Genomic DNA, 20,541 nt, shown 5'->3' with positions numbered 1-20,541 from the left:
CCACGGTGGGGCATGCATGAGGCAGGCCGACGCAGGGCGGCGGCCACGTGCGGCATCCCCCCGGTTGCCGCGCATTCACTCTAGCGCGCAGACCCGGGGGAAGGGCAAGCAGTAAAACGTGATGATCGGGTCAGTGTGTGACCGCGTCCGCAGCCTGGAAGGCGGCATCGAACAGGCGCTGTACCGGCGGGCCCATTTCCCCGGCCAGCAGGGCCAGCAGGAACAGGCCCAGCAGCAGTGAGACCGGCAGGCCCAGCTGGATCGGATTCAGTGCCGGGGCAGCACGCGCCAGCACGCCGAAGGCCAGGTTCACCGCCAGCATCGCCACGGTCAGTGGAATAGCCAGGGTCAGTGCGCCGCGCAGCACGGTCAGCAGGAAGGTCGGAGCGATGCTGAAGAAGGCGTGCGGGTCCGGCAGCGGGGCGCCGATCGGCAGCGCCCGGTAGCTGTCCACCACCAGCGAGATCAGCGCCAGATGGCCGTTGGCGGTGAAGAACAGCAGGCCGAACAGCAGGTAGAACCACTGCCCGATCACGCCGGAGGTGCCACCACGAAGCGGGTCGCTCATCTGAGCGAAGGCCAGGCCGGTGCCCTGGGCGATCAGTTCGCCGGCCATCGCGCCGGCCTCGAACACCAGCCGCAGCAGGAAGCCGATGGACACGCCGATGGCCAGCTCGCGGGCGATGGTCAGTACGGTGGCAGCATCGAAGCCGGTCCAGTCCGGAACCGGCGGCAGCAGCGGTGCCAACGCGATGGCAAGGGTACCGGCCAGGATCACGCGGATCCGTGCCGGCACCGCACGGGTGCCGACCATGGGCATGGCCATGGCCACCGCGCCGATGCGCAGCATGGTCCACAGCACGGTGGCGATCATGCCAAAGGCCTGCAGGCCGTCGGCAGCCATCTGGGTGGCGGCGTCCATCGAGGCGCGTGTCCTAGCCGATCAGGTGTGGAATGCGCTGGAACAGCAGCGTGGTGAATTCAACCAGGTGGCCGATCAGCAGGCTGCCGAGCGCGAACAGCACCGCGGTCAGTGCCGCCGCCTTGGCAACGAAGGCGATGGTCGGTTCGTTGAGCTGGGTCGCGGCCTGCACCACGCCCACCACCACGCCCACCACCAGCACGGTGAGCAGCAGCGGGCCGGCCACCCACAACACGGTGATCAGGCCGCCACGCAGTTCGGTCAAGGCAAGTTCGGGAGACATTCGGGGTCCATCTGCTTGTGTGGAGTCGAGCCGCGCTCGACTGTGCTTCTGTAGAGCCGAGCCATGCCCGACTGCCTCTCAATCACGCCGGATTGAAGCTCGCCGCCAACGTACCCACCGTCAGCACCCAGCCATCCACCAGCACGAACAGCAGGATCTTGAACGGTGCCGACACCAGCATCGGCGACAGCATCATCATGCCCATCGACATCAGCACGCTGGCCACGACCAGGTCGATGATCACGAACGGGATGAAGATCAGGAAGCCGATCTCGAAAGCGGTTTTCAGCTCGCTGGTGACGAACGATGCGACCAGTACCGGGAACGGGATCGCGTCGGGGCTGGCGTAGGTGCCGTGCCCGGCGATGCCGGCGAAGGTCATCAGGTCGGTCTCCCGGATCTGCGCCAGCATGAAGCCGCGCAACGGCGTGGTGGTCAGCGTCCAGGCGGTCTGGAAGTTGATCTCGCCATTGAGGTACGGCGCCATGCCGGTGCTCCAGGCCTTGTCCCAGGTCGGCATCATCACCATCGCGGTGAGGAACAGGGCCAGGCCCAGCAGCACCTGGTTGGACGGCGTCTGCCCGGTACCCAGCGCCTGGCGCAGCAGGCCCAGCACGATGATGATGCGGGTGAACGAGGTCAGCACCAGCAACATCGACGGGATCAGGGTGATCGCCGTCATCAGCAGCAGGGTCTGCAGCGGCAGGCTGACCGGCGCACCACCGATCTTGCCGACGTTGATGTCCGGCAGTGGCGTGGTCGGTGCGCCGGGTGCAGCGAAGGCCAGTGCCGGCAACAGGCACAGGGCGAGCATCAGCAGCCACGGCATCAGGGTGGCAAGACGGGTACGGGTGACACGCATGTCAGGGGTCCTTGCGCAGCCGCTGCTGCAGCAGCTGGGCGAAATTCGGAAGATTCTTGAAGTCCGGCACGCGCACGGGCGCGGGCGGCGGCAGCGGTTCGGGCAGGGTGTGCAGGGTGTTGATGCCGCCGGCGGTGACGCCCAGCAGCAGCTGCTGGCCGTTGACCTCGACCACCACCACGCGCTCCTTGGCACCGACACTCAGGCTGGCCACCACCTTCATGCCTTCGGCCGGGCGGAAACCACTGCCGGGCAGGCGCTTGAGCAGCCAGCCGAGGCCGATGACCAGCGCCAGCACTGCCAGCAGCGCCAGCACCGCGCCGAACAGGCTCGGTGCGGCGGCTGCGTGCTGGCCGATCTGCGGGCCGGCCGGAGCGGCGGTCTTGCCGACCGCCAGCAGGGTGGAGGCCAGCAGGCTCAACGCAGTCTCCGGATCCGCTCGCTCGGGCTGACCACATCGGTCAGGCGCACGCCGAAGCGGTCATTGATCACCACCACTTCGCCATGGGCGATCAGGGTGCCGTTGACGAACACATCCAGCGACTCGCCGGCACCACGTTCCAGTTCCACCACCGAACCCTGGTTGAGCTGCAGCAGGTTGCGGATCGGCAGGCGCGCGCGACCGACTTCCAGCGACAGCGTCACCGGTACGTCGAGGATCACGTCCAGGTTCAGGTCCGGGCCGTTCGCCTCATCGGCCTGCAGGCTGCTGAACTGGGCCGGAGTGGGTTCGAGGGCGTCGATATCGTTCATTGCGGGTCTTCCTGGATGACGGGTACGCGCGGGCGGGTGCCCGGCGGATGGGTAGCGGTGATCTTCACTGCGTTCATGCCGTTGGCGATGCCGAACTCGCCGGTGAACACCGGGATGTTCTCCACGCACACCGGCACCTGCGGGCTCAGCTCGATCGGCAGGATGTCGCCGACCTTCAGCTGGGTCAGGTCACGCAGGGTCATGCGCTTGCTGGCCAGTACGCTGGACAGGGTGACTTCGGCGATGTTGAGCTGTTCACGCAGGGTCTTGCCCCAGCTCTCGTCGCGGTCGTTGCGGTCGCTCTGGATGCCTGCGTCGAGCAGCTCGCGGATCGGCTCCAGCATCGAATACGGCAGGGTGACGTGGATGTCGCCACCGCCGCCATCGAGTTCGACGTGCAGGCGGCACACCACCACGTATTCGCGCGGCGTCACGATGTTGGCGAAGTGCGGGTTGATCTCCGAGTTGATGTACTCGAAGTCGACGTCCATCACCGGTGCCCAGGCCTCGCGCAGGTCGGCGAAGGTCTGCTTCAGCAGCAGGTGGATCACCCGCATTTCGGTGGCGGTGAACTCGCGGCCTTCGATGCGGGTGGGGTAGCGCCCGTCGCCACCGAAGAAGTTGTCGACGATGGCGAACACCAGGGTCGGCTCGAACACGATCAGGCCGGTACCGCGCAGCGGCTTGAAGCGGATCAGGTTCAGGTTGGTCGGCACATACAGCGAGTGCATGTAGTCGTTGAACTTGATCAGCTCGATGCCGCGCACCGACAGCTCGGCCGAGCGGCGGATCAGGTTGAACAGGCCGATCCGCCACAGGCGCGCGAAACGCTCGTGGACCATTTCCAGGGTTGGCATGCGACCGCGGATGATGCGGTCCTGGCTGGCGAAGTCGTACGAGCGCGCTTCGCCTGACGGCGGTTCCGGATCGGTTTCGACCGCGCCACTGTCCACGCCGTGGAGCAGGGCATCGATCTCGTCCTGGGACAACAGATCATTCATCGGTGGGCCCTTACTGGGTCACGAAGCTGGTGAACAGCAGGTCGTCGGCACCATTGCTGCCGGTCTCGGCCTTTAGCACTTTCTGCACTTCGGCCAGCGACGCAGCCTGCAGCTTCTGCTTGCCGGCGACATCGGCGATCTGGTCCGGGCTGACCTGCGAGAACAGCATCAGCAGGCGTGCGCGGATGGCGGGTGCATGGGTCTTGATCGCTTCCAGCGCAGCCGGGTCACGGGTCATCAGCTGCACTTCCAGCTGCAGGTAGCGCGGACCGTCGACCGGGCCGTTGAGGTTGACCACGAAGGCCGGGTCCAGCGCGAAATACTGGGCCGGTGCCGGGGTCGTGGTCTTCTTCGGGGCCTGCGCGGCCTTGTCTTCGTGCTTGGACTGGGTGAAGAACCAGACGCCGCCACCGGCGGCAGCGGCGGCCAGTACGGCCACCAGCGCGGTGATCAGGATCGGACTGCGCGGCTTGGCGGCCTTGTCCTTCTCGGCGGTCTTCTTGGTTTTGTCAGCGGCTGCGGCCACGGGGTGAAGCTCCTGAGGGTTGCTTCACCGGGATATGCAAGGGGTGTGCCGAAGGCGGGGCAGAGGGGTGCGACGGAATTCCGTCGGGGGGGGGCGGTGGGGCCGTGCGGAGCAAGCTCCGCACCCACCAACGCGATACTGGCAGGTGCCAACCGCATCGCTCTGGTGGGTGCAAACCTTGGTTGGCACGCCTGTCAGGCGTAGGCGTCCAGCAACCCGCGCTGGCGGATCAACTGCGCGGACGACACGTTGGTGTCGCCCGGCGACGGTTCTCCGTCACCGGCGGTCCCACCGTTGCCAGATGCTCCCGACGCATTGCCGTCGCCCCCCGGGGCCTGGTGGCCAACATCAGCGTGTGCCAGCTGGAAGCCCTGTTCGCCCAGCAGCTCGCGCAGGCGCGGCAGGCTGCTTTCCAGCGCCTGCCGCACGTCCACGTGCGGGCTGCTGAAGCTGGCATGCACCTTGTCGCCGTTCAACTGCAGGCGCACGTCGACCGGGCCCATGTCGTCCGGGCTCAGGCGGATATGGGCGTGGCCGACTTTCTGGTCGGCCAGCCAGCCCAGGCGTGCGCCAATGGCCTGGTCGAAGCCGTCGTCACCCAGCACGGGCTTGGGCGTGGGTTCGCCATTGAAGATCGCGTTGCCGGTGGCGAGCGCCGCCTTCAGGTCCCGTACGGCGGCCCCCGCCGGTGCATGCAGCAGTGGTGCACTGGCGCGGTCGCCAACGGCGGCCACGTCACTGCCTTCGCCGCGCTCGCTGCGCTTGCCGGGCAGGATCATCTCCGGCAGTGGCAGCGCGCTGGCATCGCCCGCGCTGGTCGCCGCCGGTTTGCCGTCGGCCGTCGCTGCGGCGGCCGCTGCTGGGGCAGTTGCAGGCAGTGCCGGGTTCGCGGCAGGGGCAACGGGCAGTGCGCTGCCGTCGCTGGCCTGCGACGGTGCAGCGGTGGTCGGCAGGGCAGCGGCCGCATCCACGGTCGTCGGCATCGCCAGCACCAGGCCGGCCAGACCGAGCGGCGGCCAAGGGGCGTCTTCGGTCGCGGCGGGCTTGTCCTTGTCGGTAGCGGGTGCAGCCGGGGTCACGGCAACGGGCGCTGGCGGCGGCGCTTCAGCGGTTACCGCTTCGGCGTCGCTGCGTTCGCCTGGTGCCTGGCCACTGCTGTCTGTGGTCGACGGCTGGCTCGACGTGGATGGCGACGGCGTGGTGGCGCTGCCGGCAGGGGCGGGTGCAGAGGGCGCGCCGTCCTGCAGCAGCTGGCTGAAGTCCTTTCCGCCTTCGCTGCGCGGGGCGCGCGCCGCACTGTTGCTGGTGGCCGGCGTGGCGGGGTTGGCACTGCCGGCGAGTGGGGAGGGCATCACGAGCGACCTCCCTGCTCGGTGCCGTCCTGGTCTTCGGCCTGGACCAGACGCGCGCGGCGCGCACCGATATCGTCCATCTCGCGCTGGTCGCGGCGGTCGGTCACCACTTTTTCCTGCGCGCGGTAGCTCGCGGCCAGCTGTTCCAGCACGGCCTTGTCACGGCTGGCCAGGATCAGCCGGGCGCGCTCGGCTTCCACCTTTTCGCGGTTGCCATTGACCGTGGCCTGCTGCTGTTCGACGGCACTGTCCAACCGGTCGAGGAAGGCGCGTCGGTTCAGCAGCTGCGCCGGGCTGGTGGCGGCCATCTGAGCGTTGGCGTACTCCTCGGCGTAGCGGCGCAGTTCGTCCAGTCGCGATAGATGGGTATCGAGCACGCGCTGGCGTTCGGCAAGGTCGCGGGCAACCGCGTCCTCGTGTTCCTGGGCCCGCTTGAGCAGGGGATCAATGCGCTTGGACTGGTTCATGGCTTAACTCTCTTGTTCCACCAGGCGCTGCAGCGCCGCCTGGCTGTGCGGGAGATCTGCGGCCTTGGCAACGTCCTGGCCGAGGAACTCCATGATTTCCGGCCAGCGTTCCAGGGCTTCGTCGGTGGCCGCGTCATTGCCGCGCTGGTAGGCACCGATGGCGATCAGGTCACGGTTGGCCGAGTAGGCCGAGACCAGTCGCTTCAATTTGCGGATGCGCAGGCGCCACGGCTCGTCGGCGATTTCCGTGACCACGCGGCTGACCGACGATTCGACGTCGATGGCCGGGTACAGGCCGCTGTCGGCCACGCGCCGCGAGAGCAGGATGTGGCCGTCGAGGATCGCACGCGCCGCATCGGCGATCGGGTCCTGCGGATCATCGCCCTCGGTCAGCACCGTGTAGAACGCAGTGATCGAGCCACGGCCCTTGGCGCCATTGCCGGCGCGTTCGACCAGTGCCGGCAGCTTGGCGAACACCGACGGCGGGTAGCCGCGGGTGGTCGGCGGCTCGCCCACCGACAGGCCGATCTCGCGCTGTGCCTGGGCAAAGCGGGTCAGCGAGTCCATCAGCAGCAGCACGTTCAGTCCCTGGTCGCGGAACCATTCGGCGATGGCGGTAGCGCGGTAGGCGCCGTGCAGGCGCGCCAGCGGCGGCCGGTCGGCGGGACTGGCCACTACCACGGCGCGGCGCAGGCCTTCCTCGCCCAGCGTGGTCTCGACGAAATCGCGCACTTCGCGGCCACGTTCACCGATCAGGCCGACCACGATCACGTCGGCGGCGGTGTAGCGGGTCATCATGCCCAGCAGGGTCGACTTGCCGACGCCGGAGCCGGCGAACAGGCCGACACGCTGGCCGCGGCCGATCGGCAGCAGCGCGTTGATCGCGCGCACGCCCACGTCCAGCGGCTGGGTGATCGGTTCACGCGCCAGCGGATTGATCGACACGCCGGCCATGCCGACATGGCCTTCGGCGCGGATCGGGCCCTTGCCGTCCAGCGGCACGCCATCGCTGTCGATGACGCGGCCAAGCAGGCCTTCGCCCACTTCCACGCCACCGCGGCGCGCCGATGGCACCACGCGGGCGTTGGGCAACAGGCCATGCAGCTCGGCACTGGGCATCAGGTAAGTGCGCTCGCCGGCGAAGCCGACCACTTCGGCATCGACCCAGCCGCCGTCGACCACTTCCACCTTGCAGCTGGCCCCCAGCGGCGCCTCGCAGCCGACGGCTTCCAGGGTCAGTCCGACCGCGCGGCGCAGCACGCCTTCGCGGATCAGGCCACGGCCATGGGCGGTATCCACGCGCAGTCCATCGAGGCGACGGGCCAGGCGCAGGTTGCGGGCCATGGCCCAGTCGGCCGGTGGCGGCGTCGGCTGCGGATCGGGGTTCATGCATTGGCTCCGGTCTGGCGGATCACCGCGTCCAGCGCGCCGCGCAGGCGGGCTTCCAGGGTGCCGTCGATGCGCACGGCTTCGGCGTGCACGCGAAGATCGCCGCGGCTGAGGCTGGTGTCTGGCACCAGGCGCTGTTGTGGCGGCAGGCTCAACAGCGGGGCGAGGGCGGCGATGTCGTCGGGGTGCAGTCGCACTTCGACCTCGCGGGTGCTGCCACCCACCGCGTCGATGGCCTCACCGACCAGCTGTGCCAGCAGTGCCGGGTCAGCTTCGTAGGCGCGGCCGACCAGCGCACCGGCGATGCGTACCGCCAGTTCGCCCAGTGCGCCGACCACTTCGTTCTCCAGCCGCACCAGGGGGCGGCTGAAGTTGTCGAGGATGCCTTCGATCTGCGCGGCGAGGCGACGCACTTCGGCCTGGCCCTGGCCGTAACCTTCGGCATGGCCGTGCTGGAAGCCTTCCTTCTCGGCGCTGTCCTGGATGGCCTGGATCTCCTCCAGGGTCGGCAGCTGCAGCGGCGGCTCCGGCTCGTGTTCCGGGTCCGGCTCGGTGAGTTCGAACGCATCCTCCTGCTCCAGCACCGGTTCGGGCTGGGCCAGCAGGTCCGGGGCAAGCCAGCGCACGACGTTGCTCACAGCATGGCCTCCGCGCTGCCACCGATGGTGACGGTGCCTTCATCGGCCATGCGCTTGACGATGGCCAGGATCTCGCGCTGTGCGCCTTCCACGTCGGACAGGCGCACCGGGCCACGGGCTTCCATGTCTTCCAGCAGGATTTCGGCCGCGCGCTGCGACATGTTGCGGGTGATCTTGTCGCGCACCTTGATGTCGGCACCGCGCAGGGCCAGGCCCAGGCGCTCGCCGCTCACTTCGCGCAGCACCAGCTGCATTTCGCGGTCATCCAGGTCGACCAGATCGTCGAACACGAACATCAGGTCCTGGATGCGGTTGCTCAACGGCGCATCGATGCGGGCGATTTCGCCCAGGATCGCCTGGTCCTGGCCGCTGTCCATGAAGTTCAGGATGTTGGCCGCGCACTGCACGCCGCCGATGTTGGACGATTTCAGGTTCTGGTTGCCGGCGAACTGGCGCTCCATGATCTCGTTGAGTTCATTGAGCGCGTTCGGCGGAATGCCGTCGAGGGTGGCGATGCGCAGCAGCACGTCCACGCGGGTACGGTCCGGCAGCAGCTTCAGCGCGTCGGCGGCCTGGTCGGTCTCCAGGTGCGCCATCACGATGGCGATGATCTGCGGGTGCTCGTTGCGCACCAGGTCGGCCACCGCACGCGGGTCCATCCACTTCAGCGCGTCCAGGCCGGTGGTGTTGCGGCCGAGCAGGATGCGGTCGATCAGGTTGCCGGCCTTCTCGCTGCCCAGCGCCTGCACCAGCATGTTGCGGATGTAGTCGTCAGAGCCCACGCCCAGCGAGGTCTTCGAGCCCAGCTCCTGGCCGAACTGGTCCATCACCCGTTCCACCTGCTCGCGGGTGATGTCGGTCATGGTGGCCATGGCGATGCCGATCTTCTGCACTTCCTTGGGTTCCATGTGGCGCAGCACTTCGGCCGCATCTAGCTCGCCCAGGGACAGCAGCAGCACGGCCGCGCGCTGTACGCCGGTCAGTTGTGCCTCAGTCATTGGCCACCCAGCCCTTGACCACCTGGGCCACGCGCTTGGAGTCGGTCTTCACGGCTTCACGCGCCATCCGCAGTCGTTCCTCATAAGAATCCACCGGCAGGGCCAGTGCGTCTGGTCCGGCCAGGCTGGCCCGGTCGGCGCCCAGCGCCGGCAGCGGCATGCCATCGTCATCGACCAGCTGCACATCCGCGGTATGCGGTTCCAGTGCCGGTTCGTCGTTCTTCCTGTTCTGGCCGGTGATCGCACGCAGTGCCGGGCGCAGCACACCGAACAGCAGCGCCAGCACCACCACCGCGCCGAGCAGCATGCGGCCGGCATCGTGCACCCACGGCAGTTCCCACCAGGCCGGCCCTTCGACCGGCGTGGTATCCCGCACGAACGGCGCATTCATCACCGACACGGTATCGCCACGCTCGGCGTTGAAGCCGACGGCCTGCTTGACCAGCGCTTCGACGCGGGTCAGTTCGGCGGCCGACAGCGGCTGCGGGCTCATCTTGCCGTTGGCGCCGGCGCGCGGCACGTTGTCCACCAGCACCGCCACCGAGACGCGCTTGATGCGGCCTGCCGGCTGGCGGGTGTGCTGCAGGGTGCGGTCCAGCTCGTAGTTGCGGGTGGCGTTCTTGCTGCTTTCGGTCGGCGTCTGCGCGGTGGCCGGTGCAGCCTGCTGGCCCGGCGGGCTGTTGCTGGTGGCACCCGGCACACCCTGCGGGCCAGGGGTGCTGGTGGTGTTCTCGCTCATCTGCTCGCTGCGCAGCTTCTGCGGCTCACCGTTGTAGAGCTCGCGGGCCTCCTCGGTCACCGAGAAATCCATGTCCACGCTCACTTCCGGGTTGACGCGGCCAGGGCCGGTCATCGGTTCCAGCAGCTCGCGGATGCGCTGGTTGAACGAGGTTTCCTGGCGGCGCACCTGCTCGAACTGGGCAGCGTTGACCGCCGCTTCGCTGTTCGGGTCGGTGATGCTGAGCATGCGCCCACTCTGGTCGACCACGGTCACCCGCTCCGGCGCGAGATCCGGGATGCTGGCCGCAACCATGTGCACGATGGCATCCACCTGGCTGCGTTCCAGCTGCTGGCCACCGCGCAGTTCCAGGGTGACCGAGGCACTGGCTACGTCGCGCTGGCGGGTGAAGGCGCTGGGCTTGGGAATGGCCAGGTGCACGCGCGAATCGCGCACCGGGCGCAGCGTGTTGATGGTGCGCGACAGCTCGGTTTCCAGCGCATGCTGGTAACGCGCGCTTTCCACGAACTGGCTGACGCCGAAGCCCGGGTCGCGTTCCATGAGCTCGAAGCCGAGCTTGCCGCTATCGGTCAGGCCCGAGCCGGCCAGCTTCAGGCGGGCATCGTGCAGGTTCTTTTCAGGCACGGTGATGCCACCGGTGGCCGGGTCGAGTGCGAACGGAATCTGCGCGGCGCGCAGCAGGTCGGTCGCTTCAGCGGTCGCCTTCTGGTCCAGGCCGGTGTACAGCGGGACCATGCCCGGCTTCTGCGACCAGAAGAACACGGACAGGCCTGCCGCCACCGCCACCGCGATCATCGCCATCAGGCCCAGCCGACGGGTGATCTGCAGGCTCTGCAGGCGGTCGAACCATTGCCCGGCCTTTTCGGCGTTCAGGCTGTCCTTGGAGAGCGTCAGTGCCATGCGTCTCTATTCCTTACAGCGGCATGTTCATCACGTCCTGGTAAGCCTGGACGAGACGGTTGCGGACTTCCACGGTGGCGCGGAAGGCGATCTGGGACTGCTGCGAGGCGACCATCACCTTGGCGAGGTCGGCGCTGGGGTCGCCCATTTCGAAGGCCTTGGCGAGGGCGCCGGATTTCTGTTGCGCATCGTTGACGCCGGCAATCGCACCACGCAGGGTTTCGGTGAAGCTGGCCGGCTGGGCCTGCGGTGCATCCAGCACCGTGCCCGTCAGGGCGTTGCTGCGAGGCGTTTCGCCCAGCGGGTTGAGCGCCGGCTGTCCCATCTGGGTCTGATAGGAGCGGATCTGCGAAAGGATCGAAGTGACGGAGTGGGACATCTGCAACGGTTCCAGAAACAGGGATGGGGTTGTCTGCTGTAGCCAGTGCAAGTGCCGTGCCGAAACCGGTTTTCGATTCAGTGAAGTGAGGGTTGGGGGTGCTGGCAGGGCTGCGCCCTGCACCCGCCGACGCCACGTCAACATCAACGTCAAAATCGGGCTATCCGTGGGGTGGCGGGGTGGGTCCGGTTACGCGGGACGCCGTAAATCCGTCCATGGAGGCTCGGTCGCGCCATCCATGGCGCTCACGCCCCCGCAACCGGACCCACCCCGCCTTAGACAGGTGGCCGCGATCTGTTGGAACCTGCTGCTGATGGTGGGTGCCGACCGTTGGTCGGCACGGGCTCTGACCCCATTGGTGGCGCCATTTAACCGGCGTCGGTTTTCTGGCCTGGGGCTGCAGGGTCCAGCGGCCGGAATTCTGGCGCTGGTCGAGCGTGGCGGGCAGGGTGCAGCCGGTGGCGGTGACAATGCCGGGGCAGAGCAGGGCGGCGAGCAGGGTGAGGCGATGCATGGTGGAGCCTCGTTGGGAGGTCCCACTCCATCCTCCGGAACGCGGCAACGTTGTCTGTAGGAATTCGTGCAGATGCGCGGCGCTGTCAGCGCGCGGCCACGGTCTCTATCCACGCATGACGTGGATCTACTGACGTCGTGCAGCGGCGCCAGAAACACCAACGCCCGGGCAAGCCCAGGCGTTCGTGCCCCCTTCATGCTGGTAGCGCGCGTCAGCCGGCCAGTTCGGCCTGCTCGCGCTCGATGCCGTACTTGCGCAGCTTTTCCACCAGGGTGGTGCGGCGCAGGCCGAGCAGCTGGGCGGCGTGGGCGACCACGCCCTGGGTGCGTTCCAGTGCTTCGTTGATCAGGCCCAGTTCGATGTTGGCCATGTGGTTGCGCAGGTCCATGCCTTCGTCGGGCAGGGCGGCCGGTGCCGCCGGGCGATTGACGGCGATGCCGTGCTCCAGCGCCGGCTGGTTGCCGCTGCCGGGCGTGTGGAACGAGAAGCTGCGCAGGTCCAGTCGCTCTTCGCTGGTGGCGGGCTGTGCCGGCGCCGGCGTAGCGACGGCGGCCAGCGCGGCATCGCCACGGTAGCGGGCCGGCAGGTCCTGTACGCGCACCGATCCACTCGGATGCAGCACGGCCAGTCGTTCGACCAGGTTGGTGAGCTCGCGCACGTTGCCCGGCCACTCGTAGCCGGCCAGTGCCTGCAGGGCTTCCGGGGTGAAGCGCACTTCGCCACGGCCGGTTCGCGCCAACTGTGCGGCGATGGTTTCCACCAGTGCCGGCAGGTCCTCGCGACGCTCGCGCAGCGCGGGTACTTCAATCGGGAACACGTTGAGGCGGTAGAACAGATCCTCACGGAACTTGCCTTCGGCGATCCGCGTTTCCAGATCACGGTGGGTCGCGGCCACGACACGCACGTTGCAGCGGATGGTCTGGTTGCCACCGACGCGCTCGAAGCTGCGTTCCTGCAGCACGCGCAGCAGCTTCACCTGCATCGGCAGGCTCATGTCGCCAATTTCGTCCAGCAGCAGGGTGCCGCCCTCGGCCATTTCGAAACGACCCTTGCGCGCGGTCAATGCGCCGGTGAAGGCACCCTTTTCGTGACCGAACAGTTCGCTTTCCAGCAGGTCGGCCGGAATGGCGCCGCAGTTGATCGCCACGAACGGGCCATCACGGCGCGGCGAACGCTGGTGGATGGCGCGCGACACCACTTCCTTGCCGGTGCCGGACTCACCCAGCACCAGCACGGTGGTGTCGAACGCGGCCACCTGCTCGATCATGGTGCGCAGCGCAGTGACCGCCGGGCCGTTGCCGGTCGGCCCCTGCTCCTGCGCGGCGCCGGCCTGGTGCTCGGCATCCAGGCGCTTGAGGCTGGCGCGGCGCAGCAGGGCTTCCATCTGCGCGTGGCGCAGCGGCGTCTCCAGCGGCCAGATGTTGGCTTCGTGCAGGCCGTGCTGCTGCGCGAAGGCTGCGGCATCACCGTCGGCCAGCAGTACCGGCGGTGGCAGGCTGCTGCCGCCCAGCCAGTTGTAGAGTGCGGCGCTGGCGGCGTTGTCGTCCAGGCTGCCGACGATCACTGCCATCCAATCGTTCTGGCGCTGCCGGCCCAGATCGAAGTCGGCCGCGTCGGAGACCCAGCGCGGGTTGAAGTCCATGAACTCCAGCAGGGCAACGGTGCGCTCTGCACGCACGGCGTCGTTGTCCAGCACAAGGATGCGCGATTCGCTCACGACTGTTCCTCCCTGAGGCCTTCCAGGATCGGCATGACTTCCTGGATGTAGGACAGCTTGCTGACGAAATTATCGGCACCAGCACGCAGCGCGTGCTCGCGGTGCTCGGCGTCGTCGAAGTGGCTGGCGATCACGATGTACGGTGCGTCGTCCTGCGACTTGATCAGGCGGGTGGCCTGCAGGCCGCCCATCTCAGGCATTGCCAGATCCATCAATACAACCTGCGGGCGCAACGTTTCCGAACGCTCGATCGCTTCCAGGCCGTTGCCGGCGCTGCCGACGATCTGCAGCCAGTCGATCTTGCGGAAGTGGCGCATTGCCGCGTTGATGAAGCCCTCGTGGTCATCGACCAGCAGGACGGTAAGCTTGTTCATGTCCAACATCCTTTTCAGCCCACCCGGGCCAGCTGTGGTTGCCTGGCGCCGAGCCGGCGCCGTTCACGGGCCGGGGCGATGTCCAGTTGTTCCCGGTATTTTGCGACGGTTCGGCGGGCAATGTTCACCCCCTGGCGTGACAACAGGCCGGCGATCGCCTCATCGGCCAGTGGCCGACCGGCCGGTTCGGCGTCGATCAGGCGGCGGACCATGGCCTTGACCGCCTGCCCGGAGACGCTGGCGCCTTCCAGTCGGACGGCGAAGAAATGCTTCAGTTCGAAGGTGCCGCGCGGGGTCTGCAGGAACTTGCCGGTGGTGATGCGCGAGACGGTGGACTCGTGCATGCCGATTTCCTCGGCCACTTCCTTCAGGGTCAATGGCGCCATGGCTTCCTCGCCACGCACCAGGAACGCGGCCTGGCGCTCGACGATCACCCGCGCGGTGCGCAGCAGGGTGTCGTAGCGCATCGACAGGCCGCGGCTGAACCAGCGCGCTTCCTGCAGCATCTCGCGCAGAGCCGGGGCGGCTTCACTGGTCTCTGCCAGCGCCTGTTCGTACTGGCTGTTGATGGAGACGCGGCGACTGGTGGCCGGGTTCAATGCCACTTTCCACTGGCCATCGGCGTGCCAGGCGACCACATCCGGAACCACAACGGCATTGCGTTCCGGCAGCAGGCTGTCGCCTGGGCGTGGCTGCAGCGACAGGATCAGGCGTACCGCTTCGCGCACATCGTCGATCTCGGCGTCGTGCTGGCGGGCGAGGGCGGGGTAATCGTGTGCGGCCAGCGCATCGAGTGCGCCGTCCAGGATGCGCGTGGCCAGGTGGCGGGCGGGCACCGCGCCGTGCAGGCTGCGCAGCTGCGCCTGCAGGCCCTCGCGCAGGTCCTGGGCGGCCATGCCGGCCGGGTCACCGTGCAGCAGCTGCTGGCGGATGGCTTCGACGCCGTCGGCGTCGATGTCGAACTGGGCGCTGGCCAGCAGCTGCAGCTGGCCCAGTGGCGCCTGCAGGTAGCCAGCCTCGTCGCAGTGGTCCAGCCAGAATGCGGCCACTGCCAGCTGGCGGTCATCCATGTCCAGCGACAGACGCTGCAGCACGCGCAGCTGCGGGTCGGTGGATTCGCCGGCGGCGATGCGCGCCATGCGGTCGTCGTCGTCGTCCTGCCAGCTGGCGCCGGCCACGTCCCACATCGACGACTCCGGCAGCTCGTCGAACGCGGCGGTTTCCAGCGTCGCGGTGGCAACGTCGGTGGCGTCGGCGGCCGGTGCTTCGGGCTCTTCGATTTCCAGCAGGGGATTGGAGTCCAGCAGGCGCTGGATTTCCTGTTCCAGGTGCAGGCCATCAAGCTGCAGCAGCCGGATCGACTGCAGCAGCTGCGGGGTGAGGTGAAGTTGTTGGCCCAGCTGGGTCGAGAGTGCAGCCTTCATCGTGGTTCCCCGGCGCCGCTCCCCGGCGCCTTGTGGAACGCATCTTGCTTTTGATCCGGCGGTGGCGGAATCGGGGGGTTCCTGAGGAGCTTCGTGAATTTCCTGACGGCGTGTAGGGGTATTCCCTACAGCGGCGCGGAATGTTGACGATGAGCTCCGCTAAGTTGCTGATTTCCGGTGCAAGGCCCGGATTGATCGGGCTGCGCCGTGTACGTATTCCTGTCGGGGAGTGTCGGGATGACGGGAATTCGACGCCGGTGAAGTGGGCGGGCGTGGGTTGGTAGAGTCGACTGCCAGTCGACTGCTCTCCGGTCAGATAGCGAAAAACGCCCGCGCGCTTCGCGCGCAAGTCGACTGGCAGTCGACTCTACCCGGCATTTTCCCGACGCCCACGGTGGGGTTGGATCACTCCAGCTCGTGCTGGTGGCGCGCGGCCAGCAGCAGCAGATCGTTGGCGCGACGGCAGCCCAGTGACTCCATCATGCGTGCGCGGTGGGTTTCCACTGTCTTGACGCTGATGCCGAGGTCGGCGGCGATTTCCTTGTTGCTCTCGCCCTTGCCGATGCGGCGCAGGATCTCGCGCTGGCGCGGCGACAGTGCGGCGATGCCGGTGGGTTTCTCGCGGCCGAGCATCGGTGCCAGCATCTTGGCGGAGATCTGCGGGCTCAGGAACACCTGGCCGGCATGCGCCGCGCGAAGCGCCAGTTCCAACTCCTGCGGTGCTGCATCCTTGACCACGAACCCGACCGCGCCCCGATCCAGCGCATCGCGCACGTGAGCGGCGTCGTCGTGCATGGTCATCATCACAACCCGGGTACCGGGCGCGCGCAGCCGGATATCGCTGAGCGCTTCCAGACCCGTACGGCCAGGCAATGACAGGTCCATCAGGACCACGTCCGGGGCGTGCTGCAGGGCCAGCTGCAGCGCCTGTTCGGCGTTGCTGGCCTCTGCAACCAGCTGCACGTCGGCAAACCCCTGCAGCAGCCGCGCCAGGCCGGCGCGGACCAGGGTGTGATCGTCGACGATGAGAACTCGCACAGGCACGCAGCAGGTCCGTGTAGGGGAGTCCACCTTAACTTAGCTGAACGGGCGCGCCAAGGCTTGCCCGCCAAGCGTGATGGTGGCAGGTTTCAACGCGCCCGGCGTGCCTCGGCCACCTGGCGCCGGTGCAGGCGGAACAGGTGGCGCTCCATGGCCATTTCCAGGCCATCGCCAAGGCGCTGGAAGCGCAGCCACAGATAGTGGCCGCCGCCGCCATCGGCCGCTTCGGCAATCACTTCCACCGGCAGGTCGATATGGTCAAGCAGCCAATCGCTGGGCTGCAGACGGACCAGGCCCGCCTGGCCCGGGCTGGCGCCACTGCGCGGGCCCAGCTGCAAGCGGATGCCACGGCGCGACCAGCGCACCGGGCGCAGGGTCAGTTCCTGGCCCTGCTGGCGGACCAGACGGCCAAGCAACACCATCGCCAGATCCAGCTTCGCCTCCAGCCGCTGCAATTGCAGGCTGGCTTCATTGCGGTCGTCATGCTCGTCAACGCGGCTGTCTTCAACCAGCGCCAGGCTGCGCAGCAGGCCCTCGGCACTGCCGGTACGGCCGGTGCCACTGCCTGCCTGGAATTCGGCGGGTAGTGCCAGCTCGCAGCTGAGCGTTTCGTCGAACAGCTCGCTTTCGGCGGGATGGTGCAGCGACGTTGTCGGCAGTTGGGTCATGCCAGCGATTCTGCCTGCAGGTAGGCATGGGCCGCGCGAAGAGAGCGCTGGCCGTCATTCATCAGTGCTGCCACCGCATCGCGACGCTGGCGCAGCAGGCCCAGCAGGTTCTGCTGGCGCTCGAACAGCGCACTGAGCGGTGCGTGGTCGTCCGAGGTCAGCGGCTGGCTGAGCAGGGCATGCAGCGTGCTGTCGTGACCGTCGAGCAGGCTGTCGGCCTGGTCGAGGGCGTCTTCGCCCAGGGCCTTTTCGAAGGCGTCCAGCTGGGCGTGCAGTTCGTGCAGGCTCATGGGGCCACCGCAGCCGGGCGGCGCTGTTCCATCGGGATCGCATTCCAGGCGCTGTCGATCTCGCCCAGCAACTGCAGGGATTCATCGAGGGCGGCACGGTCGTTGTGCAGGTTGGCCTCGGTCAGGCGCTGCAGCACGTAGTCGTAGAGTGCCGACAGGTTCCCGGCGATTTCACCGCCAGCCTCATGATCCAGCGAGCCATTGAGGTGGCCGACGATCGCGCAGACCTCTCCGATCGCCTTGCCCTTGCCGGCCTGGTCGCCACGCTCGAGGCTGGCCAGGGCGCGCCGCACGCGCTCCAGCGCGCCGGCCAGCAGCATCGCCACCAGCTTGTGCGGATCGGCATCGGCGACCGCACTGGTCACTCCCACCTGGCGGTACTGCTCGGCATATTGACGGCTGGAACCGTACATTCGTGATTCTCCTTGCGCGGGGTGCCGCCGGACGGTCGTGGGGACCGCTGACGGCGGTGCGGCGTTGATTGCTGTTGCGTCCGTTATCGGTGCGTTACACGCCAAACTTGAGCGTTGCACGCAGTCCTTTAGCGGTTCAGCTGTGCCAGCTGCTGCTGCAGCGATGTATTGCTCTGCTGCAACTTGCCCATCAGGCTGTCCAACGCGATGAACTGCTTCTTGTAGCGCTCTTCCACGTTCTTCATGCGCGTGTCGAGGTCCTTGCGGCGCTTGTCGATGTTGTCCAGCGTGGTGTTGAGGCCCTTAGTGCGGGCGACGAATGCGCCTTCCTTGCCGACCGTGGTGCTGACGTAGCCGTCGACCATGGTGTACAGCGTGCCGGCACCACCGGTGTCGCCGGTGATCGCCGAGCGGATCTTCTCGGGCTGGCTGGCCAGCGCGGCGGCAAACTTGGTGGCGTCCAGCACCAGGCTGCCGTCGGCGTTGGGATAGCCGCGCGTCTGCAGTCCCAGCGTCTTGGGGTCCAGGCCATCGGCGGACAGCTCCTTCAGCACGCCCGACATCACCGAGCGCAACTGGCTGGAGGCACCACGCATCTGCGCGTCGCCGGTCAGCGTGGCGGCTTCCTTGGTCTTGGCGTCGTACTTGGTCTCGGTGTTGATCGCCGCGATTGCTGCGTTGTAGGCGGTCACGAACTCCTGCATCACCTTGGTGGCTGCAGTGGTATCGGTGCTGATCACGACGGTGCTCTTGCCCTTGACCTTGAGGTTCAGGGTCAACCCCGGCACGGCGTCGGCCACGGTGTTGCTGGCGCTGACCACCGTGACGCCATCGATGGTCAGCTCGGCATCGGCTGCCGCGGTGTTTTCCTGGAGGCTGCCCACCAGTGCGGTCAGTTTCGGGTCGCTGCCGCCGTATTCGAGCTTGATGGCATTGGCCGCGCCGGTCTTTTCCTGGGCGATCGACAGGTACTGGTTGTCGCCCGAGGCGATCAGGGTCGCCTGCACGCCTTCCTTGCGGCCTGCGGCGTCGATCTTGTTGCGCACGGTGGTCAGCGTATCGCCGGCTTCCACCTCGACCTTCATCGTCTTTGCCTTGTCGCCAACGCCAACGGTCAGCGTCAAGGTTCCGGCGCCGAAGGTGTCGGTCTTCCCCACCGAGGTATTGGCAATCAGCTTGTGCGCGGTGGCAAGGGATTTCACCTCCACCTGATGCGTGCCATTGGAGGCCGCTGCCTTGGTCGTGCCCAGGTCGTACAGTGCCACCGAGGCCGTCAGCACGTCGTCGGTGTTGGCGGGCTGTGCCTTGCCGGTGGCGGTCACCGTGCGGGTATCGAAGGCCGTGGTGGCCTTCAGTGCGGTCAGTGCGGTCTTCAGCTTGTCGAAGGCCGAAGTGACAGTGCCGATCGACGACAGCTGCATCTTGGCCTTGGACTGCTGCAGGTTCAGCGCGTTGTCGGCGGGCTTGCGGTCGGCTGCGACCAGCTGGTTGACGATGTCCGAGATGTTGAGCCCCGAGCCAATGCCACCGTATCCAAAGCTTGCCATGTGATTCTCCTGGTATCCGGGCCTGGCCGCCGTGCGGTGGCCCGTCGTCAACGAAAATAGCGGCCTGCGCCGCTGGGTCTTGAGCACTTCGTTGATGCATGCGCCGTGCCAGTTGTCTGGCGGCGGATCTGGCACGCGGTTTGCAGGAGGGTTGGGGCAGGGTGCGGGTGGAATCACCGCAGGCTGCCGGGAGTCTGCAAAAAACCCTCCCCCAAGGCAGGGGAGGGATCAGGCTACTGACAATCGGGGGGAGACGAAGCCGCCCGGTACGTACAGTCAAAGGTACAGCGCTGAAAGAGAGGTCCGCAGGAGCGGGCGATGCCAAGCCGGTTCGGGAGCGATCCCGGGCCGGGTATGGCCCGCGCCTTCGTGCACCGTGGCTTCCGGGTTGCCGCTACCGTCGGTTCGATCCGACGGTAGCGGCGCCTTCTTGCCGTGGATCAGCGCAGCAGGCTGAGCACGCCCTGCGGCACCTGGTTGGCCTGGGCCAGCATGGCCGTACCGGCCTGCTGCAGGATCTGGGTGCGGGTCAGCTCTGCGGTTTCCTTGGCGAAGTCGGTGTCCTTGATGCGGCTGCGCGAAGCCGACAGGTTTTCCGACGAGGTCTGCAGGTTGGCCACCACCGAGGTGAAGCGGTTCTGGATCGCACCGAGGTCAGCGCGGGTGCTGTTGATCGCACCCAGGGCCTTGTCGACCACTTCCATCGCCTGCTGTGCACCCTTCACGGTGGACACGTCGATCTTGTCGGCGAAGCTCTTGGCCACTGCGGTGGTGCTGGCGGTGATGTCGCCCGGGCCGGTGGCGATGCCGGTCCAGGTGCCGGTTTCCACGGCGATACCGAGGAAGGCGCCATTCTTGTCGACGCTGTCCTTGACCGAGCTCAGGTTGATCTTGCCACCACCGGCAGCGTCGACCTCGGCCAGGACGCCGGTCTCACCGATCTTGGCATTGATCGCAGCGACCATGGCCTTGGTGGCGGCGTCCTGGGTCTTGGTGCCATCGGCACCGCCCTGGGCGGCCACGTCGATGTCGGCGATGCTGATTGCCGAACCTGCGCCGTTGGTGATGGTCATGCCGCTGACCTTCACGCCGGTTGCGCCGTCTGCCGGAGCGGCGATGGTGAAGCTGACCGAATCGAACATCGCACCGCCCAAGGCATTGGCCTTGGCATCGATGGTCTTGTCGATGGCAATGGCCTGGCCCGCATTGGCGCCGACCTGGAACAGCTGGCTGGAGAACGAGCCGTCCAGCAGCTTGGTGCCGTTGAAGTCCGACTGCTTGGCGACGCGGTCGATTTCGCTGACCAGCTGGGTCACTTCGGCCTGCAGGGCCTTGCGGTCGCTG

23 protein-coding genes are annotated in these 20,541 nt (G+C 67.3%); all 23 read right to left on the bottom strand.

Going from position 1 to position 20,541, the window contains the following annotated elements; translation table 11 throughout:
* Positions 1 to 130: 130 nt before the first annotated feature.
* A complete protein-coding gene (gene fliR / locus AC5P60_RS20250; protein ID WP_483692724.1) occupies positions 131 to 922 on the bottom strand; it encodes a flagellar biosynthetic protein FliR in 792 nt (263 codons plus the stop codon).
* Positions 923 to 935: 13 nt separating this feature from the next.
* Positions 936 to 1,205 (bottom strand): flagellar biosynthetic protein FliQ, encoded by a 270-nt coding sequence (locus AC5P60_RS20245; protein ID WP_005413254.1) that lies wholly within the window; start codon positions 1,203 to 1,205, stop codon positions 936 to 938.
* 82 nt (positions 1,206 to 1,287) lie between these two features.
* Complete coding sequence (gene fliP / locus AC5P60_RS20240; protein WP_495201813.1) at positions 1,288 to 2,067, bottom strand: flagellar type III secretion system pore protein FliP; 780 nt, start codon at positions 2,065 to 2,067, stop codon at positions 1,288 to 1,290.
* Between the two features lies 1 nt (position 2,068).
* The gene (fliO, locus tag AC5P60_RS20235) at positions 2,069 to 2,488 is read right to left on the bottom strand and encodes a flagellar biosynthetic protein FliO (RefSeq protein ID WP_005409542.1); all 420 of its coding nucleotides are present in this window, start codon (positions 2,486 to 2,488) and stop codon (positions 2,069 to 2,071) included.
* Positions 2,485 to 2,820 carry a flagellar motor switch protein FliN gene (gene fliN, locus AC5P60_RS20230; RefSeq protein WP_005409543.1) on the bottom strand — a complete coding sequence of 112 codons (336 nt, stop codon included), beginning with the start codon at positions 2,818 to 2,820 and terminating at the stop codon, positions 2,485 to 2,487. Before fliN ends, fliO begins: the two co-directional genes overlap by 4 nt.
* Positions 2,817 to 3,821 (bottom strand): flagellar motor switch protein FliM, encoded by a 1,005-nt coding sequence (gene fliM, locus AC5P60_RS20225; RefSeq protein ID WP_005409544.1) that lies wholly within the window; start codon positions 3,819 to 3,821, stop codon positions 2,817 to 2,819. Before fliM ends, fliN begins: the two co-directional genes overlap by 4 nt.
* A 10-nt stretch (positions 3,822 to 3,831) precedes the next feature.
* A complete protein-coding gene (locus AC5P60_RS20220) occupies positions 3,832 to 4,347 on the bottom strand; it encodes a flagellar basal body-associated FliL family protein (protein ID WP_012480107.1) in 516 nt (171 codons plus the stop codon).
* A gap of 194 nt (positions 4,348 to 4,541) precedes the next feature.
* A complete protein-coding gene (locus AC5P60_RS20215; RefSeq protein WP_483692723.1) occupies positions 4,542 to 5,699 on the bottom strand; it encodes a flagellar hook-length control protein FliK in 1,158 nt (385 codons plus the stop codon).
* Complete coding sequence (gene fliJ / locus AC5P60_RS20210) at positions 5,699 to 6,166, bottom strand: flagellar export protein FliJ (protein WP_005413256.1); 468 nt, start codon at positions 6,164 to 6,166, stop codon at positions 5,699 to 5,701. Before fliJ ends, AC5P60_RS20215 begins: the two co-directional genes overlap by 1 nt.
* A 3-nt stretch (positions 6,167 to 6,169) precedes the next feature.
* Positions 6,170 to 7,555 (bottom strand): FliI/YscN family ATPase, encoded by a 1,386-nt coding sequence (locus tag AC5P60_RS20205; protein WP_005413257.1) that lies wholly within the window; start codon positions 7,553 to 7,555, stop codon positions 6,170 to 6,172.
* Positions 7,552 to 8,193, bottom strand: coding sequence for a FliH/SctL family protein (locus AC5P60_RS20200; RefSeq protein WP_005409549.1), 642 nt, complete (start codon positions 8,191 to 8,193; stop codon positions 7,552 to 7,554). Before AC5P60_RS20200 ends, AC5P60_RS20205 begins: the two co-directional genes overlap by 4 nt.
* A complete protein-coding gene (fliG, locus tag AC5P60_RS20195) occupies positions 8,190 to 9,176 on the bottom strand; it encodes a flagellar motor switch protein FliG (RefSeq protein ID WP_024958226.1) in 987 nt (328 codons plus the stop codon). Before fliG ends, AC5P60_RS20200 begins: the two co-directional genes overlap by 4 nt.
* Before the next feature lie 7 nt (positions 9,177 to 9,183).
* Positions 9,184 to 10,830, bottom strand: a complete 1,647-nt coding sequence (gene fliF, locus AC5P60_RS20190) for a flagellar basal-body MS-ring/collar protein FliF (RefSeq protein ID WP_033833132.1) — start codon at positions 10,828 to 10,830, stop codon at positions 9,184 to 9,186.
* A 13-nt stretch (positions 10,831 to 10,843) separates the two neighbouring features.
* Positions 10,844 to 11,209: a flagellar hook-basal body complex protein FliE gene (gene fliE, locus AC5P60_RS20185; RefSeq protein ID WP_414498092.1), complete on the bottom strand. Its 366-nt coding sequence runs from the start codon at positions 11,207 to 11,209 to the stop codon at positions 10,844 to 10,846.
* 725 nt (positions 11,210 to 11,934) lie between these two features.
* Positions 11,935 to 13,440: a sigma-54 dependent transcriptional regulator gene (locus tag AC5P60_RS20180; protein ID WP_483692722.1), complete on the bottom strand. Its 1,506-nt coding sequence runs from the start codon at positions 13,438 to 13,440 to the stop codon at positions 11,935 to 11,937.
* A complete protein-coding gene (locus tag AC5P60_RS20175; protein WP_005409556.1) occupies positions 13,437 to 13,814 on the bottom strand; it encodes a response regulator in 378 nt (125 codons plus the stop codon). Before AC5P60_RS20175 ends, AC5P60_RS20180 begins: the two co-directional genes overlap by 4 nt.
* 14 nt (positions 13,815 to 13,828) lie before the next feature.
* On the bottom strand, positions 13,829 to 15,238 hold the full coding sequence (gene rpoN, locus AC5P60_RS20170; protein WP_088470509.1) for an RNA polymerase factor sigma-54: 1,410 nt from the start codon (positions 15,236 to 15,238) through the stop codon (positions 13,829 to 13,831).
* 405 nt (positions 15,239 to 15,643) lie between these two features.
* Positions 15,644 to 16,276, bottom strand: coding sequence for a response regulator (locus AC5P60_RS20165; protein ID WP_005413261.1), 633 nt, complete (start codon positions 16,274 to 16,276; stop codon positions 15,644 to 15,646).
* A 92-nt stretch (positions 16,277 to 16,368) separates the two neighbouring features.
* On the bottom strand, positions 16,369 to 16,947 hold the full coding sequence (locus AC5P60_RS20160) for a PilZ domain-containing protein (RefSeq protein ID WP_483692721.1): 579 nt from the start codon (positions 16,945 to 16,947) through the stop codon (positions 16,369 to 16,371).
* Positions 16,944 to 17,237 carry a hypothetical protein gene (locus tag AC5P60_RS20155; RefSeq protein WP_005413263.1) on the bottom strand — a complete coding sequence of 98 codons (294 nt, stop codon included), beginning with the start codon at positions 17,235 to 17,237 and terminating at the stop codon, positions 16,944 to 16,946. Before AC5P60_RS20155 ends, AC5P60_RS20160 begins: the two co-directional genes overlap by 4 nt.
* On the bottom strand, positions 17,234 to 17,650 hold the full coding sequence (gene fliS, locus AC5P60_RS20150; RefSeq protein ID WP_049448908.1) for a flagellar export chaperone FliS: 417 nt from the start codon (positions 17,648 to 17,650) through the stop codon (positions 17,234 to 17,236). The genes AC5P60_RS20155 and fliS overlap by 4 nt, the downstream gene beginning before the upstream one ends.
* Positions 17,651 to 17,778: 128 nt before the next feature.
* Positions 17,779 to 19,197: a flagellar filament capping protein FliD gene (gene fliD / locus AC5P60_RS20145; RefSeq protein WP_043033573.1), complete on the bottom strand. Its 1,419-nt coding sequence runs from the start codon at positions 19,195 to 19,197 to the stop codon at positions 17,779 to 17,781.
* A 440-nt stretch (positions 19,198 to 19,637) separates the two neighbouring features.
* Positions 19,638 to 20,541 (bottom strand): flagellin (locus tag AC5P60_RS20140; protein WP_495201812.1); only part of this gene is annotated, 904 nt, incomplete at its 5' end.

The organism is Stenotrophomonas sp. YJH_SMC_120, assembly GCF_059368675.1.
This window is presented reverse-complemented; position numbering and strand designations above follow the sequence as displayed.

Excerpts from the sequence above, each read along its gene's own strand:
- fliJ (WP_005413256.1), bottom strand. The coding sequence starts at position 6,166 with ATGAACCAGTCCAAGCGCATTGATCCCCTGCTCAAGCGGGCCCAGGAA.
- rpoN (WP_088470509.1), bottom strand. The coding sequence starts at position 15,238 with ATGAAGGCTGCACTCTCGACCCAGCTGGGCCAACAACTTCACCTCACC.
- AC5P60_RS20155 (WP_005413263.1), bottom strand. The coding sequence starts at position 17,237 with ATGAGCCTGCACGAACTGCACGCCCAGCTGGACGCCTTCGAAAAGGCC.
- fliR (WP_483692724.1), bottom strand. The coding sequence starts at position 922 with ATGGACGCCGCCACCCAGATGGCTGCCGACGGCCTGCAGGCCTTTGGC.
- fliS (WP_049448908.1), bottom strand. The coding sequence starts at position 17,650 with ATGTACGGTTCCAGCCGTCAATATGCCGAGCAGTACCGCCAGGTGGGA.
- fliD (WP_043033573.1), bottom strand. The coding sequence starts at position 19,197 with ATGGCAAGCTTTGGATACGGTGGCATTGGCTCGGGGCTCAACATCTCG.
- AC5P60_RS20245 (WP_005413254.1), bottom strand. The coding sequence starts at position 1,205 with ATGTCTCCCGAACTTGCCTTGACCGAACTGCGTGGCGGCCTGATCACC.
- fliM (WP_005409544.1), bottom strand. The coding sequence starts at position 3,821 with ATGAATGATCTGTTGTCCCAGGACGAGATCGATGCCCTGCTCCACGGC.
- fliF (WP_033833132.1), bottom strand. The coding sequence starts at position 10,830 with ATGGCACTGACGCTCTCCAAGGACAGCCTGAACGCCGAAAAGGCCGGG.
- fliE (WP_414498092.1), bottom strand. The coding sequence starts at position 11,209 with ATGTCCCACTCCGTCACTTCGATCCTTTCGCAGATCCGCTCCTATCAG.
- AC5P60_RS20160 (WP_483692721.1), bottom strand. The coding sequence starts at position 16,947 with ATGACCCAACTGCCGACAACGTCGCTGCACCATCCCGCCGAAAGCGAG.
- AC5P60_RS20215 (WP_483692723.1), bottom strand. The coding sequence starts at position 5,699 with ATGCCCTCCCCACTCGCCGGCAGTGCCAACCCCGCCACGCCGGCCACC.
- fliN (WP_005409543.1), bottom strand. The coding sequence starts at position 2,820 with ATGAACGATATCGACGCCCTCGAACCCACTCCGGCCCAGTTCAGCAGC.
- fliP (WP_495201813.1), bottom strand. The coding sequence starts at position 2,067 with ATGCGTGTCACCCGTACCCGTCTTGCCACCCTGATGCCGTGGCTGCTG.
- AC5P60_RS20175 (WP_005409556.1), bottom strand. The coding sequence starts at position 13,814 with ATGAACAAGCTTACCGTCCTGCTGGTCGATGACCACGAGGGCTTCATC.
- AC5P60_RS20205 (WP_005413257.1), bottom strand. The coding sequence starts at position 7,555 with ATGAACCCCGATCCGCAGCCGACGCCGCCACCGGCCGACTGGGCCATG.